At 55.4% G+C, this 18,289-nt stretch carries 14 protein-coding genes; 9 read left to right on the top strand and 5 right to left on the bottom strand.

Features of this window, described 5'->3' with window-relative positions:
- Positions 1 to 43: 43 nt before the first annotated feature.
- The gene (locus tag MWH02_RS02215) at positions 44 to 946 is read right to left on the bottom strand and encodes a ParB/Srx family N-terminal domain-containing protein (protein WP_271459820.1); all 903 of its coding nucleotides are present in this window, start codon (positions 944 to 946) and stop codon (positions 44 to 46) included.
- Positions 947 to 1,078: 132 nt separating this feature from the next.
- Here MWH02_RS02215 and MWH02_RS02210 point away from each other — a divergent pair, with 132 nt between their 5' ends.
- On the top strand, positions 1,079 to 1,711 hold the full coding sequence (locus MWH02_RS02210; RefSeq protein WP_271459819.1) for a DapH/DapD/GlmU-related protein: 633 nt from the start codon (positions 1,079 to 1,081) through the stop codon (positions 1,709 to 1,711).
- A 77-nt stretch (positions 1,712 to 1,788) separates the two neighbouring features.
- Entirely contained in the window at positions 1,789 to 3,087 is a 1,299-nt protein-coding gene (locus tag MWH02_RS02205; protein ID WP_271459818.1) for a Fic family protein, read from the top strand.
- Between the two features lie 58 nt (positions 3,088 to 3,145).
- On the opposite strand, the gene MWH02_RS02200 is transcribed toward MWH02_RS02205, so the two are convergent.
- The 3 genes from MWH02_RS02200 to MWH02_RS02190 all read right to left on the bottom strand — a co-directional run bounded on the left by MWH02_RS02200 (position 3,146) and on the right by MWH02_RS02190 (position 6,617).
- On the bottom strand, positions 3,146 to 4,111 hold the full coding sequence (locus MWH02_RS02200; RefSeq protein ID WP_271460170.1) for a GT-D fold domain-containing glycosyltransferase: 966 nt from the start codon (positions 4,109 to 4,111) through the stop codon (positions 3,146 to 3,148).
- A 236-nt stretch (positions 4,112 to 4,347) separates the two neighbouring features.
- Positions 4,348 to 5,691: an NtaA/DmoA family FMN-dependent monooxygenase gene (locus tag MWH02_RS02195; RefSeq protein WP_271459817.1), complete on the bottom strand. Its 1,344-nt coding sequence runs from the start codon at positions 5,689 to 5,691 to the stop codon at positions 4,348 to 4,350.
- Entirely contained in the window at positions 5,688 to 6,617 is a 930-nt protein-coding gene (locus MWH02_RS02190) for an ABC transporter substrate-binding protein (protein WP_271459816.1), read from the bottom strand. The genes MWH02_RS02195 and MWH02_RS02190 overlap by 4 nt, the downstream gene beginning before the upstream one ends.
- A 367-nt stretch (positions 6,618 to 6,984) precedes the next feature.
- Here MWH02_RS02190 and MWH02_RS02185 point away from each other — a divergent pair, with 367 nt between their 5' ends.
- From MWH02_RS02185 to MWH02_RS02160, 6 genes are all read left to right on the top strand, one after another.
- Positions 6,985 to 9,345: a membrane-bound PQQ-dependent dehydrogenase, glucose/quinate/shikimate family gene (locus MWH02_RS02185; protein ID WP_271459815.1), complete on the top strand. Its 2,361-nt coding sequence runs from the start codon at positions 6,985 to 6,987 to the stop codon at positions 9,343 to 9,345.
- Between the two features lie 99 nt (positions 9,346 to 9,444).
- A complete protein-coding gene (locus MWH02_RS02180; RefSeq protein ID WP_271459814.1) occupies positions 9,445 to 10,086 on the top strand; it encodes a glutamate racemase in 642 nt (213 codons plus the stop codon).
- 259 nt (positions 10,087 to 10,345) lie between these two features.
- Positions 10,346 to 11,488 (top strand): efflux RND transporter periplasmic adaptor subunit, encoded by a 1,143-nt coding sequence (locus tag MWH02_RS02175; RefSeq protein WP_271459813.1) that lies wholly within the window; start codon positions 10,346 to 10,348, stop codon positions 11,486 to 11,488.
- Positions 11,489 to 11,490: 2 nt separating this feature from the next.
- Positions 11,491 to 14,646 (top strand): efflux RND transporter permease subunit, encoded by a 3,156-nt coding sequence (locus MWH02_RS02170; protein WP_222233477.1) that lies wholly within the window; start codon positions 11,491 to 11,493, stop codon positions 14,644 to 14,646.
- A 1-nt stretch (position 14,647) separates the two neighbouring features.
- A complete protein-coding gene (locus tag MWH02_RS02165) occupies positions 14,648 to 16,081 on the top strand; it encodes an efflux transporter outer membrane subunit (RefSeq protein ID WP_137385761.1) in 1,434 nt (477 codons plus the stop codon).
- A gap of 118 nt (positions 16,082 to 16,199) precedes the next feature.
- Positions 16,200 to 16,823 (top strand): TetR/AcrR family transcriptional regulator, encoded by a 624-nt coding sequence (locus tag MWH02_RS02160; protein WP_271459812.1) that lies wholly within the window; start codon positions 16,200 to 16,202, stop codon positions 16,821 to 16,823.
- Between the two features lie 2 nt (positions 16,824 to 16,825).
- Here the strand turns inward: MWH02_RS02160 and MWH02_RS02155 are convergent, their stop codons facing one another.
- Positions 16,826 to 17,389, bottom strand: coding sequence for a TetR/AcrR family transcriptional regulator (locus MWH02_RS02155; protein ID WP_271459811.1), 564 nt, complete (start codon positions 17,387 to 17,389; stop codon positions 16,826 to 16,828).
- Positions 17,390 to 17,593: 204 nt separating this feature from the next.
- Between MWH02_RS02155 and MWH02_RS02150 the strand changes: the two genes are divergently transcribed.
- The gene (locus MWH02_RS02150) at positions 17,594 to 18,265 is read left to right on the top strand and encodes a pirin family protein (RefSeq protein ID WP_271459810.1); all 672 of its coding nucleotides are present in this window, start codon (positions 17,594 to 17,596) and stop codon (positions 18,263 to 18,265) included.
- Positions 18,266 to 18,289 lie beyond the last annotated feature (24 nt).

Raw genomic sequence — 18,289 nt, 5'->3', positions numbered from 1 at the left:
GCGCTGATTGGTAAATGGGTCGCCATGAATGGCGACCACACGATTATTGCGCAAAAGCCCACGTCAGTTTGCCCTTGTCGGAGACCAGCTTCTCCAGCTTCTTCTCGTTCACTTTCTTGCGTGCGCCTAACCGATCCGCCGTCAGCGGGCCGCTATCGCTGTGCGCAATTACCGTGTCTTTCGGCACGCTGGTCATCTTCTCAGCGATGGTTTCCAGCGCTTTGGCGTAACCGCTGCGATTGTTGAGGTCAAAGTTCTTCAGCGGCAGCTGCGTTTCCAGCCATTTGCCCCAGTAGAACTCGAGGAACGGCGGCGGATTCTGCTCCTTCTCAAAGCCAATATCGCGCACGAAATAGACCAGCGAGCGATATTCATCATTCTGCATATGCTGGCGGCCCAACTCTTTCGGCAGCGCGTCCGGTTTAATTTTGCCAGCTGGCGTATCCAGCCACACCAGATGTGCCGTTTCCATTTTTTGCCAGAAGGCGGACATAGTTTTCAGGCTGCGGAAGTCATCGGTGATGCGCACCTGCACCGGCGTATTAAGACCGGCGATATCGGCGAAATTGCTGAAAGTATGATGACCATCGGTAAGGTACAACACGTTATCCGGCGCAATCACCGCCGTTTTCATCGGCCCCGGTTCGCTGCCGACCGGCGCTTTACAGCTGAAGCTGCTGGGCTGCGAGAGACGTGATTTACTGTCAAATTTATCAACGCCTTTCTGCCCCATGCTTTCGCAATAATCATCGAACAGCTTTTTCGGTTCGGCTTCATAACGATGCTGCTTGTAATCCAGCTGACGATAGCCAATCGCGGCCTGCGTTGGATGGAGTTGCGCTAACTGCACTTGCACAATATCACCGGCTTTGATGTCGGCGGGCAGAGCGGCGGATGCCTGTCCGGCTGACCATAACAGCGCCAGTATTGACCACGGTGTTCTCATTCCTTTTCCTCGAATCGCCTGAAACAGATACGCACAATAGCATTAGTGTCATTTTGCCGCTGTAGTGTTGTCGCTCGCGGTTGCCCAGTCGCAACCGGTCATCCAGACATCTGACCACACGGAGCTTTGATTATGGCACTTGCTGCTGTGCAACCGACAAAACTGCAACACACTGTTATCGATCCCAGCGTGCGCATGCGCGAAACCCAGATTGGCGCGCAATGTGAAGTGCTGGCCGAAACCTATATCGAATACAGCGAACTGGGCGACTTCTCCTATCTAGGAGAGCATTGCTGCGTCGCCGATGCGCAAATCGGACGCTTTAGCGCCATTGCCAATCATGTACGGATTGGCGCACCCAATCATCCGATGGATCGCGCCTCGCAGCACCGTTTCACCTACTGTCCCGAATACTACGATGCGCAGGCGGAACGCGATAATGGCTTCTTTGCTGACCGTCGCGCCGATCGCGTGATTATTGGCAATGATGTGTGGATTGGCCATGGCGTGATCGTACTGCCGGGCCTGAAGGTGGGTGATGGCGCGGTGCTGGCGGCCGGTGCGGTGGTGACGAAAGAGGTGCCGCCATACACCATTGTCGGTGGCGTGCCAGCCAAAGTGATCCGTGCACGTTTCGCGGCGGATATTGCCGCGCAGCTGCAGGCGATTGCCTGGTGGAACTGGCCGCTGGAGAAGCTGATGGCGAATCTGGCCGATTTCCAGTCCTCCGATCTCCGCGCATTTTGCCAGCGGCACGGCAGCTAACCGCGCTGCAAGCGCCATTTGTCGTCGCAGTGAATCTCAAGTAAACTCAAAATACCCTGTTTTTGAGATTGCTTGAGATGAAGCTGCGCCGCCCACCCGCTCAACTTATTGATTCGCTGAGTATCAGTGAGATTAATTCGCTCCTCGCCAGTCATGCCGAGTGGGATGAGCGCTATCTGCATTTCGATGAGTTATATCGTCGTGTCAGTGATAGTCAGACGCGTGAGAAAGTGTGGAGCGCACTGAAATTCAAGCGCCGCAGCAGCGCGCAGCACTTTGTGATCGCCGATCAAACCGTGACCTGTAATCTTACGGCCAAAATCACGGCGGCGATGTCGATGGTTGATCGTATGACCTTTGCGCGCAACGGCGAACCAACGAATGAGGACGCGGCTTCTTACCTGATGTCACAGCTGATCATGGAAGAGGCGATTTCATCCAGCCAGTTGGAAGGCTCGGCGACCACCTCGCGCGTGGCGATGGAGTTGCTGGCGGTGGGGCGTGCACCGCGCAACGAAGATGAAAGCATGATCATGGGCAACTGGCGCTTGATGCAGCACATTGCCACGCTGGGTGACGCGCCGCTGACGCGCGCCGATATTCTGGAAATTCATCACATCGCCTGCGCCGGCATTAATGATGAAAAATATCGGCCTGGCGCCGTGCGCGACAATAACGATGTGTTTGTTGCCGGGCGCGACGGCGAAATCATTCATCAGCCGCCGGATTATCAGCGGCTCAATAGCCTGCTGGACGCGTTATGCGCCGAAGTTGCCTGGCTGGAGCAGCAGGGCACGCATCCTTTGCTGGTGGCCTCCGTGTTGCACTTTGCTATCGGCTACATTCATCCCTTCAATGACGGCAACGGGCGCACCGCGCGCGGGCTGTTCTATCATCATCTGATTCGTCACGGTTACAGCGCGTTCCGCTACATCTCCATCAGCAAGCTGTTGAAAGCCGCAGCGGTAAAGTACGGCATTTCCTATCTTTACAGCGAAACTGATGAGATGGATCTGACCTATTTCGTGCAGTTTCAGTGCGAAGTGGTGATGCGCGCGGTGACTGCTTTCACCGGGCAAATCGCCACGCTGCATAAAGAGCGGGAACGTTTAGTGACGTGGGTGGAAGAGCATATGACTTTAGCCAAAGGGGAGCTGGATATCATGGCCATCGCGCTGAATGCGCCGGGTTCGTTACTCAGCTCTGCCGGGATTAAATCGCGGCTCGGCATCGCGGATAACACCGCGCGTGCGCGCCTGAAAAACCTCACTGAACAGGGATTGTTGCGTCCACTAAAGGAGGGGAAAGGAACGGTGTATCAGGCGCCTGTTTCACTGCGCAAGCTGCAGGAGTGGCTGAAAAAGCGCGAAGGGTAACAGCGTTATCGCAAGCAATCTCAAAATGCCCTGTTTTTGCGATTACTTGCGATGTGGATTAGATCGGCGGATGCATTACCATCGCCGACAGCACCGCTTCCTGCGGCAACCCGACATGCAGCAAAATCTGCTGGCGATAATGCTCATCGGCGTCGCGCGCATTGTCGCTGAGTAACACGCCCACTTCATTGACGTTCTTGCCGGCCACCTGCACCTTGTCACGCGCGGCACTGCGCATCCATTCGTACTCGATATCAATGTGGCCGGTATCAATGCAGCGAATGCCATGCTGGCTGAGATCGTAAGCCAGCACCGTGGCGGTGGGGCCGAGCGACATCAGCACCATATCGTAATCGCGTGCGTGCGCCAGCACCGAGCTGTAGAGCTCGTTGTAGACCGAGAAGGCGTTGCGATTGAGCGTGGTGATGCGTTTAATCTCCCGCGCGCCATCGAGCAGATCGTTACCGATGCCGAGACGCGTGCCGCTGCCTTCCACAATTAATATCTTTTTATCGCTGAACAGCTGCTTGAACTTATTAAACACGCGAACCGCCTGCTGCTTGTCCTTATAATCGTGATAGGGACGCGTAACGGAGGTGTTGCCGTAGCGGTAATCTTTCTTTAATAAGCTTTCATAATGGCGAAAATAAAATGCTTTATGAAAAAACCAGAATAGGGCCGAACCAAAACGCATATTCGCGGTGCCGCGAAAGGCATCGGGCATACATAATAAACACGGATTCTTCGGCTGACTTCCGCGCCGTAATATCTCTTTAAGGCGAATAGAGAGTCGTTCATCAAAAGATTGAAAGCCGATATTCTTGAACAAAGTCATTTCCAGTTCGCCGTCGCCATAGCGGCTTACGGAGAGCTTGTGGTTGCTAAGCAGCAGGTCAATGGTCTGTTCAGGCGACATCACCTGATATTGCCGGGCTCGCGCATTGGCAACCGGAAACTTAAAAGCAGCGTGTGTGAGTTTAAAAGGAAAACGTAATTTACGATAAAAGAAATCTGCGCTGATCATCATAACCTTCTTTTTATTAGCGGCCTTGCCGCAGAGCAGTTACGTGATTTATATCACGCTTAATCCGGGATAACAGGCTGAGGAAACTCTCAAAAAGTCATTGCGGCGCAATGGCTAATCAATTTAAAAAAGATTAAATGAAGAGGGAATAAATAAAACTGTAATAAAACCGCACTTATTCGCGCTGCTATGATAATTGTTGCCAGGAATAATCGCAGCAGCGCATTAATGATTAATTAAGTTATTTCAATTGATGACGAACGGTTAAAGCGATTTTCCGGCTTTACTAAGCCTAAACGATCGCGCAGCGTGCCCGGTTGATAGTCGCTGCGGAAGACGCCCGCAGCCTGCAGGCGCGGGACAACCTGTTCGAGGAAGCGATCTTCGTTCTCGTCAATGTAGGTGGGCAGAATGACAAAACCGTCGCAGGCCTGATGCTGATACCAGTCAATCATCTGCTGCGCAATGCTATCTGCTGTGCCGGTCGGCGCCGGGAACGACAAGCTCTCGGCGTAGCGTTTCGCCATCTCGCCCAGCGTCAGATTCTGCTCAATGGCGCTGGCGATCACATACTGAAAACGGCCTTTGCTGCCGGTGATCTTTTCACGCAGGTCAGGCACCGGCCCGTCAATGGGGTACTGCGACAGATCGATATTCATGCTGGCCGAAACAAAGCTGAGGCCCGATTCCACGGTAATCAATGATTTCAGGTACGCCGCACGCTCCTTGGCATCGCGCTGCGTATTGCCGACAATCGGCACCATGCCGGGCAGAATGCGCAGTTGATCGGGCTGACGCTGATACTGCAGCGCACGCTGTTTCAGGGTTTGATAAAACTGCTGCGCGCGTTCCCGATTGGGTTGCACCACAAACAGCACTTCCGCCTGTTGCGCGGCCAGATCGATAAAGGCTTCCGATACGCCAGCCTGGATCACCACCGGATGACCTTGCGGCGGACGCGGCAGATTAAGCGGTCCCTGCACGTTGAAAGATTCACCCTGATGATCAAGCCTATGGAAGCGTGCCGGGTCGGCAAAGTGCGCCTGCGCTTTATCCAGAATCAGCGCGTCCTCTTCAAAGCTGTCCCACAGCGCTTTCATGACATCAATAAATTCAGCCGCGCGGCGATAGCGAGCTTCATGGCTGAAGTGCTCGCTGCGACCAAAGTTGCGCGCTTCGGCGTGGCTCAACGAGGTAACCACGTTCCACGCTGCGCGCCCGCCGCTAATATGGTCGATGTTTGCCAGCTGACGCGCGGTGGTGTAAGGCACCGAATAGGAGGAGGAAACCGTGCCGCCGAGGCCGATGTGGTCAGTCACCGCCGCCAGCGCGGCTAATAATGTTAAGGGTTCAGACCAGCCAACCTGACGATGCTGCACGGTGTGCGCCAGATGCCCGCCGTAAACATCATCAATCGCCAGCTTGTCCGCGACAAAAATCATGTCCAGCTTCGCGGCTTCGGCGCGCTGGGCGATTTTGCGGTACAGCGGCCAGTTACTGCCGCCGGTCGCGGCTGAATCGGGATGGCGCCAGCCGCCCTGATGAATGCCGGAGTCGAGGTAGAGCGCCAGATTCATCATGGTTTGGCGGCTCCGTTGGCGTTAAAGAAGGAGGCATCCACCAGTTTGTCGGCTTTTAAGCCGGGTTTGATCAGGCCGCCACGGGTGAAGGTATCAATCGCCAGTTGCTGGCGTTTCTCCACCAACGCGTAATCTTCTACCGGCGCGTTGTTTTCACGCTGCACTTTACTCAGCGCCACCGCATCTGGCAGACGCAGCAGTTTGGCGAGCTCGCTGGCGTAGGCTTGTGGATGCGCCACGCCCCACGCGCGTGCGCGGATCAGGCGCTCGCGGAAGTCCGTGAGCTGCTCACGCTTGCTGGCGATGGCGCTATCGGTCGCCACCAGATAGTTTGAAACTGGCGAATTTTTGCCGTCGATGGCGATGCGATCGCCGGATTGCGCCACGGCAAAGGACACATAAGGTTCCCAGGTTGCCACCGCATCCACCGCGCCATTATCCAGCGCCAGCGTGGCTTCCGACGGCGTGGTGAAGACAAAATTGACGCTGTCGTCGGGCAAACCCGCTTCGTGCAGCGCATTCAGCACCATGTTTTGCCCGGCCGATCCTTTTACCGTCGCCACTTTCTTGCCTTTTAGGTCGGCGATGCTGTGCAGGGCGCTGTCCTTTTTCACCAGGATGGCATTGCCGAGATATTGCGATGCCTGAATGGCGCGGATCTGCGCGCCTGCGGCCACGGCAAACGACAGCGGACCATCGCCGACTAAGCCGGCATCCAGATGCTGGGAGTTGAGCGACTCCAGCAGCGGCGCAGCGTTGGGGAACTCATACCATTTGATTTCATACGGCACATTGTTGAGCTCGCCAGCGGCGGACATCACCGCGCGAGCATTGCCTTTTTGATCGCCGACGATCAGTGGGTCAGTTGCAGCGTGAGAAGTCACCGCGAGGAGCAACAATGAGGTGGCTAATAAAGTGATTTTCATAACGTTTCCCGGGTAAAAAGAAAACAGCGTAAGTTTTCTACTACAGCGGGCGTAGTAACAAATCTGCGCAAGGTTATGTCTCAGGCGCAAATGCCCCCAAATCGCGCATCCTCGCCATTTTTCGTTATCAAAAAATGCGAATTTTCCTCACTAATGATTAATTCTCTCAACGAAAATGAAACGTGATTTCAGTCACAGATTGAACGAGGCGGTAGCTGGCAGCCATTAGCCAAACTACATTCATTAGCGGAGCTAACAACACACCTCGCAACGGGTTTTTACTAAACGGTAACGTAAGTTAAAATTCTGTTGATTTTATGTGGGGTTATTTTTGAGGTTTTTCGATGAATATGGTTGAGGGATTAGCATGGTTAACAAATTAACCAGTATCGTGCTCGCGATTCTGGCGATTGCCTTGCTGTACATGGGCGGCAAGCTGTTGATGCTGGGCGGCAGCGCCTTCTATGCGCTGATGGCGGTGGGATTACTTATCACCGCAATTTTACTGTTCCGCAACCAGCGCAGCGCGCTGGCGCTGTATGCGGTGCTGATGTGGATTACGCTCGCCTGGATTATCTGGGAAGTGGGCTTTGATAAATGGCAGTGGATCCCACGCGGTGACCTGTTCGGCGTGATCGGCCTGTGGCTGGCGATGCCGTGGGTGGTGAAACCGCTGTATCGCGGCGAACGCCGTTTTCACGGCTTCCTCGGCGGCACCGTGATTATCATGATCGTGGTGGTGATTGGTCTGTGCTTCTACGATCCGGTTCCGCAGCAAGGCACCATCAGCAATGCCCGCGAGCAAAACAGCGAGCAGGGCGCCGCTAACGACTGGACCGCGTACGGTGGTTCGTCTGACGGCCTGCGTTTCTCGGCGCTGAATCAGATCAGCAAAGACAACGTCAAAAACCTCGAAGTTGCATGGACCTACCACACCGGCGATCTGCGCCAGGATGCGGATGCCACCGAATACACCTTCGAAGCTACGCCGCTGAAAGCCAACGGTATGCTGTATTTCTGTACGCCGCATAACGAAGTGCATGCGCTTGATCCGGAAACCGGCGCGGTGAAGTGGAAATTCACGCCAAATAAAGATCGCTCTTACCTGCAGCAGCATCAGACCTGTCGCGGCGTAAGCTACTACGAAGAAACCCCGGTTGCCGCGCAGGATAGCGCCGCGAATCCGGCCATCTGCCGTAAACGTATCTTTAACGCCACCACCGATGCGCAGCTGATTGCGCTGGATGCCGATACCGGTAAACCGTGCGCTGATTTCGGTCAGAACGGTGTGGTTGATCTTCACGCCAACATGGGTGAAGTACGTCCACATGCGCTGATGCAAACCGCAGCACCGCTGGTGGCGGGCAAGCTGGTGATCGTTGGCGGTTCCGTGATGGATAACGGCTTCAACAGCGGCAACCCGTCAGGCGTGATTCGTGCCTATGACGTGCAAAGCGGTCGTCTGGTGTGGAACTTTGATCCGGCTAACCCGGAAAACACCGCGCCAATTGCTGCCGGTCAAAACTACCCGCAGGACACGCCAGTGGCGTGGGGCACGTTGAGTGCTGACCTGAAAAATGGCGTAGTCTATGTGCCGTTTGGTAACGCTTCACCGGATGAAGTGGGCATTGAACGCGATCCAAACAGCAACACCGAGAAGTTCCGTGATGCGCTGGTGGCGCTGGATCTGCAAACCGGTGCGTTCAAATGGCGCTATCAGAGCTCCAACCACGATCTGTGGGACCGCGATAATCCGTCACAGCCTTCGCTGGTGGACATCGATTATCAAGGCCAGAAGCAGCCTGTGGTGATCCTGCCGACCAAAACCGGCAACCTGTTTGTGCTGAACCGTCTTACCGGCCAGCCGGTGTATCCGGTGAACCAGGTGAAGGTTTCGACTGAAGGTGGCGTAGCCGGTGAGAAATTTGCGGCGACTCAGCCGGTTTCCAGCCTGAACTTCATCCCACAGCCGTTGACCGAGAAGTCAATGTGGGGCATCACACCGTTTGACCAGATGTCATGCCGCATGGATTTCCGTAGCCTGCGCTATGATGGCAATCCGTGGACGCCCGCAACGGAAGGCGGTTCACTGATCTTCCCTGGCAACATTGGTGTGTTCAACTGGGGTTCTGTTGCTGTCGATCCGCAGCGTCAAATGCTGATTGCCGCGCCAGTGCGTCTGGCCTACAAATACAACCTGATCAAACGCACCGAGCAGACCGCCACCGAGCGCCTGTTTACCAAAGATGGCACGCCATACTGGAACGAAAACTTCCACGGTGACTACGCGATCCATATCCAGCAGATGGCGTCAGGCCTCGGCATTCCCTGTGTAGCGCCGCCTTGGGGCCGCATGGTGGGCGTGGATCTGAAGACCGGTAAAACCGAATGGCTGCGTCGCGTGGGCGTCACCAAAAACCTGAAGACCAGCTTCCTGCCTGGCCGCTTCCCCATCGGCTTCCCGATGGGCATGGTGGCGCACGGTGGTCCATTGCTGACCGCAGGGGATTTGGTGTTCCACGGTGCAACTGCGGATAACTTCTTCCGCGCCTACGACAGCACCACCGGCGAACTGCTGTGGCAGACCGAGCTGAGTGCCGGTGCGCAAGCCACGCCGTCTACCTTTATGGGTAAAGACGGTAAGCAGTACGTGGTGATTGCCGCAGGCGGTCACGGTTCGCTTGGCACCCAGGCGGGTGACAGCGTTGTGGCATTCCGTTTGAAGTAATTGCAGTGAAATAGAATAAGGCGCCCGCTGTGGCGCCTTTTTTTGTTTTTGTCAGGTTATATTGAGCATCCCTAAGAGACGCCACTAATCAGGAATTCTATGACTATCGCCTGCCTGCATACCGCCGCCAGTAATATCGCTATTTTCGATGACGCCGCGCACTCATTGGGCATGAGCAACGGCGCACTGAGTCATATCGTGATGCCGCATTTGCTGGCGGAAGCGGAGCTGACCGGTGGCATGACCGCTTCGCAGCAGCAAAAGCTGGAACAGCTGTTACGCAGCCTGACGCCGTGGTTCGACGCGATTCTGATTACCTGCTCGACGCTGGGTCCGGTTGCCGATGGTTTTTGTGTTGAAGGGCATGATTGCCCGGTGTATCGCACCGATCGCATGCTGGCCGATGAGGTGCACCGTTTGCCGGGTAAATCTCTGGTGCTGTGTGCGGCGGAATCCACGCTGGCGGCGACGCGCGCGCTGTTTTGCCCAGCGACGCTAGCGGTTGAACAGCATCCTGTTGTCCAGCTGATTCCTGGCGCATGGGCGGCGTTCAAAGCGGGTCATCAGGATGCGTATCTGCAAATGATTGCGCAAGCGGTGGCAGACGGGAAACAGCAGGGCGCAGATCATGTGGCGCTGGCCCAGGTTTCCATGGCGGCAGCGTCCAGGCTGTGTAGCGCCGGTAGTCAGCCATTAACCAGCCCGCAGTTGGCGTTAAAGGTGGTACATAATTTTTCGTAGGGTGCGCATGCAAGACCGCGCATCGGGTTAACGTTTACTCTCATGTAAATAATAATCATTTGCATTAATGATTATAACTCATTATCGTTAGCAACACTTTGTAACCTATCGCGATTTAACCTTTAAAAATCCTCAATCAAAGAGGACGCTATTCTGCTGTCGCTTTTCAGGAGCGCTCTTTTCATTTTCCTGACATACGCCCACATCCGCGATTTGGTAGACTCTCGATTGAGAATGAACGTTCACTACAGGATTATTCATGAAGAATTTTCAGCGCACGGCCATCGCCGGGCTGGTGTTATTGCTCGCCGCCTGTGACCAAAATAGCGCCCCGCCAGCGGGCGACATGACCACCGAAGTCGGCGTGAAAACGCTGCAAACTGAGTCGGTGACGCTCGATAGTCAACTCACCGGACGCGTGGTGGGCAGCATGGTGTCGGAAGTGCGTCCGCAGGTGGACGGTATCATCCAGAAGCGCCTGTTTACCGAAGGCGACGAAGTCAAAGCCGGTCAGGTGCTGTATCAAATCGATGCAGCCAGCTATCAGGCCAGCTACGATCAGGCCGTTGCGCAGTTGAAAAATGAGCAGGCGTTAGTGAAAAGCAGCCAGTTAAAATCCGCGCGCTATAGCGCGCTGGTGAAAGAGAACGGCGTATCGCGTCAGGATGCCGACGATGCGCTGGCAACCTATCAACAGAACGTGGCGTCGGTTGATCAATATCGTGCCGCCGTCGAAAGCGCCCGCATCAACCTCAACTACACGCAAATCAAAGCACCGATTTCTGGCCGCATCGGCATCTCGTCAGTGACGCCGGGCGCGCTGGTGACCTCGGCGCAAACCACGGCGCTGGCGACCATTCGCGCGCTCGATCCGATCTATGTCGATCTCACGCAATCCAGCGTGCAACTGCTGAAACTGAAGCGTCAGCAGGCTTCCCTCCAGCAGAGCAGCGATGTGGTGCCAGTAACGGTAAAACTGGAAGACGGTAGCAATTACGATCATCCCGGCAGGCTGGAACTGACCGAAGTGGCGGTTGATGAAGCCACCGGAACCGTTACGCTGCGCGCCATCTTCCCCAATCCGCAGCATGAATTGTTGCCGGGCATGTATGTGCGCGCCAGCGTCACCAACGGTGTTAAAAACGATGCGATTCTGGCACCGCAGCAGGGCATCACGCGTGATGCTAAGGGCAACGCCACGGCGCTGGTGGTGGATAACGAGAACAAAGTGCAAAGCCGGGAAGTGGTGACCGATCGGGTTATCGGCAACACCTGGCTGGTGACCAGCGGGTTAAACAGCGGCGACAAGCTGATTGTCGAAGGCACCGCCAAAGTGCAGGCCGGGATGACGGTAAAAGCAGTTGAAGTGACGCCAAACAGCGCCAGCAGCGGAGGCCAGTAACTATGTTGGCTCAGTTCTTTATTCGCCGCCCGGTATTCGCCTGGGTGATCGCCATCTGCATCATGATGTTTGGCGTGCTCAGCATTAAAAGCCTGCCGATTGCGCAATATCCCGACGTCGCACCGCCGCAGATCAGTATTCAGGCCACTTACACCGGCGCGTCGGCGGAAACGCTGGAAAGCAGCGTCACGCAGGTGATCGAGCAGCAGCTCACCGGCCTCGACGGCTTGCTTTATTTCGATTCCACCAGCACCGCCTCAACCGGCCAGGTAAAAATCAGCGTCACTTTCCAGCAGGGCACCGATCCGGATATTGCGCAGGTGCAGGTGCAGAACAAAGTGCAGCAGGCCGAAAGCCGCTTGCCGACGTCCGTTACCACGCAAGGCGTGACGGTGGAGAAGGCGCAAAGCGACTTCCTGTTGATTCTGGCGCTGTACGATAAAACCAACCAAAGCACCTCGGCCGATGTGGCGGACTACATGGTCAGCAACATGGAAGATACGCTGGCGCGCGTGCCGGGCGTCGGTAGCGTGCAGGTGTTTGGTGCCGAATACGCCATGCGCATCTGGCTCGATCCCGCCAAACTCGCCTCCTTTTCGCTGATGCCGTCCGATGTGACCAGCGCGCTGGAGAGCCAGAATACCCAAGTTTCCTCCGGTCAGCTGGGCGCGCAACCGGCCAGCAAAGAGCAGCAGCTGGTGGCGACCGTGCGTTCGCGTTCACGTCTGCAAACGCCGGAACAGTTCCGCAATATCGTGTTGAAAAGCCAAAGCGACGGCTCGGTGGTGCATCTGAGTGATGTGGCTCGCGTAGAAATGGGTGATGAGGATTACAGCGCCAACGTGCTGGCGAACGGTCATCCGGCTTCAGGGATCGCGGTGCAGCTGGCGTCCGGCGCCAATGCGCTGTCAACCGCCGAACAGGTGAAAGCCACCATCGACGAGTTCCGCAGCAGCATGCCGCCGGGCTATGAAGTGGCGTATCCGCTCGACAGTACCGACTTTGTGAAAATCTCGATTGAAGAGGTGGTGAAAACCCTGATCGAGGCGGTGATTCTGGTGGTGATCGTGATGTTCGTGTTTCTGCAGAACATCCGCACCACGCTGATTCCGGCGATTGCCGTGCCGGTGGTGCTGCTGGGAACCTTTGGCGTGCTGTCACTGTTCGGGTACTCGATCAACACCTTAACCATGTTCGGCATGGTGCTCGCCATCGGGCTGTTAGTGGATGACGCAATCGTGGTGGTAGAGAACGTCGAGCGTGTGATGCGCGAAGAGGGTTTGCCGCCGCGTCAGGCCACTGAAAAATCGATGAAAGAGATCACCGGCGCGCTGATTGGTATCGCGCTGGTGCTGTCGGCGGTGTTTCTGCCGATGACCTTCTTTAGCGGCTCAACCGGTGTTATCTATCGTCAGTTCTCCATCACCATTGTGTCATCGATGGTGCTGTCGGTGATTGTGGCGTTAACGTTGACGCCGGCGTTGTGCGCCACGCTGCTCAAACCGCACAACGAAGAAGGCGGTCAAAAGGGCTTTTTCGGCTGGTTTAATCGCAGCTACGAGCGCGTGCAGACGCGTTATCACAACGGCGTGGGTCATGTGCTGCACAGTTCGGTGCGCTATCTGCTGCTCTACGCGGTGCTGCTGATCGGTTGCGCGGTGCTGTATATGCGTTTGCCGACCGGCTTCCTGCCGACTGAGGATCAGGGCTATATCATGGTGCAATACCAGCTGGCACCGGGCGCGACGGAAAACCGCACCAGCGCGGTTCGTCGTCAGGTGCAGGAATACTTCGCGACCAAAGAAAAAGACAACGTCAACGTCAGCATGCTGGTGAATGGCTTCAGTTTTGCCGGCAGCGGCCAGAACGCCGGGATTGGCTTTATCTCGCTGAAGAACTGGAGCGAGCGTAAAGGTGCTGAAAACAGTGCCGATGCCATTGCCGCGCGTGCAATGGCCAATCTTGCCAGCATTCGTGATGCGCAGATCTTCGTGCTGTCGCCGCCGTCGGTGTCCGGTTTGGGGCAGTCAGACGGATTCACCTTTGAGCTGCAGGCGCGTGGTGCCACCGGGCGCGATCAGCTACTGCAAATGCGCAATCAGCTGATTGCTGAAGCCAATCAGGATCCGCTGCTCAGCGCGGTGCGTGCCAACACCTTGCCGGATTTGCCGCAGCTGCAAGTCAATATCGACGATGAAAAAGCGCAGTCGCTGGGTCTCACCATCAGCGACATCAACGACACGCTCAGTGCGGCGATTGGCGGCAGCTACATCAACGACTTCACCGATCGTGGCCGCGTGAAGAAGGTTTACATGCAGGGCGATCAGCAGTTCCGCAGCAAGCCGGAAGATATCGATCGCTGGTACGTGCGCGGCAGCGATAGCAACAGCAATACCACCATGGTGCCGTTTGCGTCGTTTGCCTCCTCGGAGTGGGCGTATGGCCCGGATGTACTGTCTCGCTATAACGGCCTCGCGTCCTACGAAATCGAAGGTTCGGCGGCGGCCGGCAAGAGTTCCGGGGATGCGATCAGCGCGATGGAAAAACTGGCTGCGAAGCTGCCGGCGGGCACCACTTTTGCGTGGAGCGGCTTGTCGTATCAGGAAAAACTCTCCGGCAACCAGGCGATGTCGCTGTATGGCATCTCGCTGATTGTGGTGTTTCTGTGCCTGGCGGCGTTGTATGAAAGCTGGTCGGTGCCGTTCTCGGTGATGATGGTCGTACCGCTGGGGGTGATCGGCTCGCTGCTGGCGATCAGCCTGCGCGGGCTGGAAAACGACGTCTACTTCCAGGTGGCGCTGTTAACCATCATTGGCTTGTCGGCGAAGAACGCGATTCTGATCGTTGAGTTCGCTGAAGACAATTACCGCAAAGGGGAAAGCCTGGTGAAGGCGGCGACGCACGCGGCATCGATGCGCCTGCGGCCCATCATTATGACTTCGCTGGCATTTACCGCTGGCGTATTGCCGCTGGCGATTTCCACCGGCGCGGGCGCCAACAGCCGTATTGCGATCGGTACCGGTATTATTGGCGGCACGCTGACTGCTACCTTGCTGGCGATCTTCTTTGTACCGCTGTTCTTTGTTCTGGTGCGTCGCGTGTTCCCGGCGATACCGCATGACGATAATCATGCATCTGTGCCCAAGGCGGGGGAATAACATGTCGGCAAAACTCTTAATGGTATTGGTTCCCGCGCTGCTGTCGGGTTGTGTGTCGCTCGATCCGCACTATGAGCGCCCGCAAGGCGCGGTCAGCAGCCAGATGCCGAGCGGTGAAGCCTATCGTTCATTGCAAGGCACGCCAGCCAGCAACTACCGCGACCTGAGCTGGCAGGATTATGTGCTCGACGCTAAACTGCGGCAGGTGGTGGCGATGGCGCTGGATAGCAGCCGCGACTTGCGTGAAGCGGTGGCCAGCGTTAAATCCGCGCATGCGCAATACGGTGAAGAGCGCGCCAATCTGTTCCCGGCTATTAGCGCCGGCGTGAGCGGCACGCGTTCGCGCGCGTTGACCGGCGAAGGCAATCAAACCGCCATCAGCAACAGTTATTCAGCAGAAGGTAGCGTCAGTTCGTTTGAACTCGATCTGTTTGGCAAAAACCAGAGCCTGACGCGCGAGCAGTATGAAACCTATCTCGGCACGCTGCAGGGCGCACGCAGCACGCGCCTGACGGTGTTGTACAACACCGTGGATTACTGGCTGCAGCTCGCCGCCGATCGCAGCAATCTGGCGATTGCCAAGGAGACCGCTGAGAGCGCGCGACAATCGTGGCAGGTGACGCGCAAGCAGATGGAAAATGGCATCGCCTCGATGGTGGATGTCTCGTCTGCGGAAACCACCTATCAGTCCGCGCAGGCCGATGTCGCCAGCTACAGCACGCTGGTGGCGCAGGATAAAAACGCGCTGGATTTGGTGGTGGGCCGCAGCGTGCCGGATAACCTGCTGCCTGACAGCATTGAGTCGATAGGTAACGCACTGCGCGAGGTGCCTGCGGGCGTCTCATCAGATGCGTTGCTGAATCGTCCTGATGTGCTGCAAGCCGAGCATAATCTCAAGTCTGCCAACGCCAGTATCGGCGCGGCGCGTGCCAACTTCTTCCCGAGCATTACGCTGACGGGCAGCGGCGGAGTCGGCAGTAGCGATCTGTCGACGCTGTTTAAAAACGGGGCGGGCATTTGGTCGTTTGCACCGAGCATTTCACTGCCGATTTTCCAGGGCGGCTACAACGTCTCTTACCTGAAATACACCAAAGCACAGAAAGAGTATTACGTAGCGGCGTATGAGAAAGCGGTGCAAACCGCCTTCCAGGAAGTGGCGGATGCGCTGGCGCGTCGTGGCACCATCAACGATCAGCTCAGCAGTCAGCAGCGTAATGTAGCGGCATCGCAAACCTATTATCATCTGGCGGATCTGCGCTACCGCAACGGCGTTGATAGCTACCTCAATGCGTTAACCGCGCAGCGCACGCTGTACAGTGCCCGAACCAATCTGGTGAGTACGCAGCAAGCCTATTACCTGAATTTGATCACCTTCTATAAAGTGATGGGTGGCGGCACGGCGTTGAAAGAATCTGAAATAATGAGCACGCAATAGTTGCACTTTCGTAGCGGCGCGATTTATCGCGCAATAAATTGCGCCGCTACAATGCCTGCGTGCGGGGAAGCAAGAATTGGAAACATTGTCTGGGTTTCTCACCGGAAACGCATCACGTATGATGACGGGAATAAACGATAAATTCTTTTTCGGAGCCAATGTGAGTCACTCTGAACATGACGATTTTCTCTTACAGCGTCAGCAGCAGGTGATTTCTGCGGCGAAAGTCTGTTTTAGTCGCTCCGGATTTCATGGCGCCAGCATGGCGGATATTAGCCGTGAATCTGCGTTAGGGGCAGGGCAAATATATCGTTACTTTAGCAGTAAAGAGCTTATTGTGATGGAAACAATAAAAAGCATCGCGCAGAATTGGCGTCTGTTTTTAATACAACACTTGCCCGCACAACAATCGACTCAGGATATTATCAACGCTGATTCGCCATTCTGGCAGCATTGGCCGAGTCAGGACCGGAAATTATTACTGGAAATGTATTCTGAGGCGTCGCGTAATGAATCGGTGCGCACCATTCTGGCCCAGCAGGAGCAATTATTACTTGCTGAGTTAGCGGCTATTTTTCGCGCGCAACAACCTGATATCAATCCAACACAGCGCGCCAATCGCATTCAATTTTTATTGCTGCTGGTCGATGGCGTCGCCTGTCGCGCCTTCGTCGATAGCGACCTGGACCAACGTGAAATGCAGCGGGTTAACGGCGTTCTCAGCCAGCATCTGTTCGGCTGAATTTACATCGCACCGTGCGGATAGACATCATTCACCACCGCATTGAAAAACGGCATAAAGCCCGACTCCATATCGCGCTGCTTCATGCAGCGGCGAATAATAATGCCGTCAATAATCAGCGACATCACATATAAGCGGGTGTGAATGGCATTGGCGTCCTGCTCGGGGTGCAGCGTCTGCTCCTGAGCAATAAAATTATTTTTAAGATCATGCCAGGCATCGAGCATGATTTGTTGGATGCGATTATTACGCGTGGCTTCAGATGACACTTCCATCAGCAGAATAATACTGTTTTCCACTGCCGCCGGCACAATATCCTCCGCTTCGTGATAATGTCCTTTCATATGCGCGATACGTTCAAAGTCTGCATTGAGTAGCGTGATCATCCGCTGCACCACATTGGTGACTAATGCCTCAATGATCGCCTCTTTGTTTTTATAGTATTTATAAATTAAACCAATACTGACGTCGGCCTGGCTGGCAATATTCTGAATCGATGTCTGGTGAAAGCCTTTCAGCCGCATGCATTGCTCGGCGGCGGCCAGGATCTGTTCGCTTCGGTTCATGATTATTACACTCGCAGAATAAAGCGGCTATTTTACGCAATTAAAGCTGTACTGGCGATGAATAAAAACATTAACCCGACCTGATTATTTCGGCGCTTTAGCGTTGTTCAGTTTTTTTGATTTAAGCGAGCAGTTTTGCCTGCTGTTCATGATTTTTCAGACCTCTATGATGGTGGACAGAAAAAATCATCAAGGAATAACATCATGAACATCCTGCGCGCCCAACGCGATCAGCTGTTTGAATATGGTCCTTTCACCATTCGCCGTCAGCGTCCCGGTGAAGCGTTTGGACCGCTGGCGATTGTCGACCAAATGACGCTGCAACTGGATGCCACTATCCCGCTGCATTCTCATCAGGATAGCGAGATTTTCAGCTACGTTTGGCGCGGTTCGCTGCTGTACAGCACCGAGCAGGGTGAAACGCACTCCCTTAACGCCAAACGCGCGCTGCTGCTGAGTGCCGGTAGCGGCATGCGCTTTGCCGAGTCTGCGCCTTTTATCGAAACCGAGATGTTGCAGGCCACCATTAATCCAGCGCAAACCGGCGGTGAGCCGCAGGTCAATACCTTTACCCGTGCGGACGGTGCGGCAGTGAACGCATGGACGTTACTGGCAGGGCCGCACGGCAGTGAGGCGCCGCTGGCGCTGAATCAGGCGGTATACATTTATGACCTGAAACTGGAGCGCGGCAAACAGGTGGATGTGCCACAGCGTGCAGGCTTTTCCAGCTGGATTACCGTGCTGGACGGCATTGTGCGTATGGATAATGAACGGATGCACAAAGGCGATTCCGTGAGCGATAACAAGGCTTTGCCAGCGTTGATGGGCGAGCGGGATGCAACGCTGATTGCGTTTCTGGTGCAGAAAAGCCTGTAGAGCCGCCATTCATGGGCACCTAAC

The organism is Pantoea leporis, assembly GCF_028048155.1.
Taxonomy (GTDB): domain Bacteria; phylum Pseudomonadota; class Gammaproteobacteria; order Enterobacterales; family Enterobacteriaceae; genus Pantoea; species Pantoea leporis.
The sequence above is the reverse complement of the archived record's forward strand: the minus strand, read 5'-3'. Positions and strand labels throughout refer to the sequence as shown.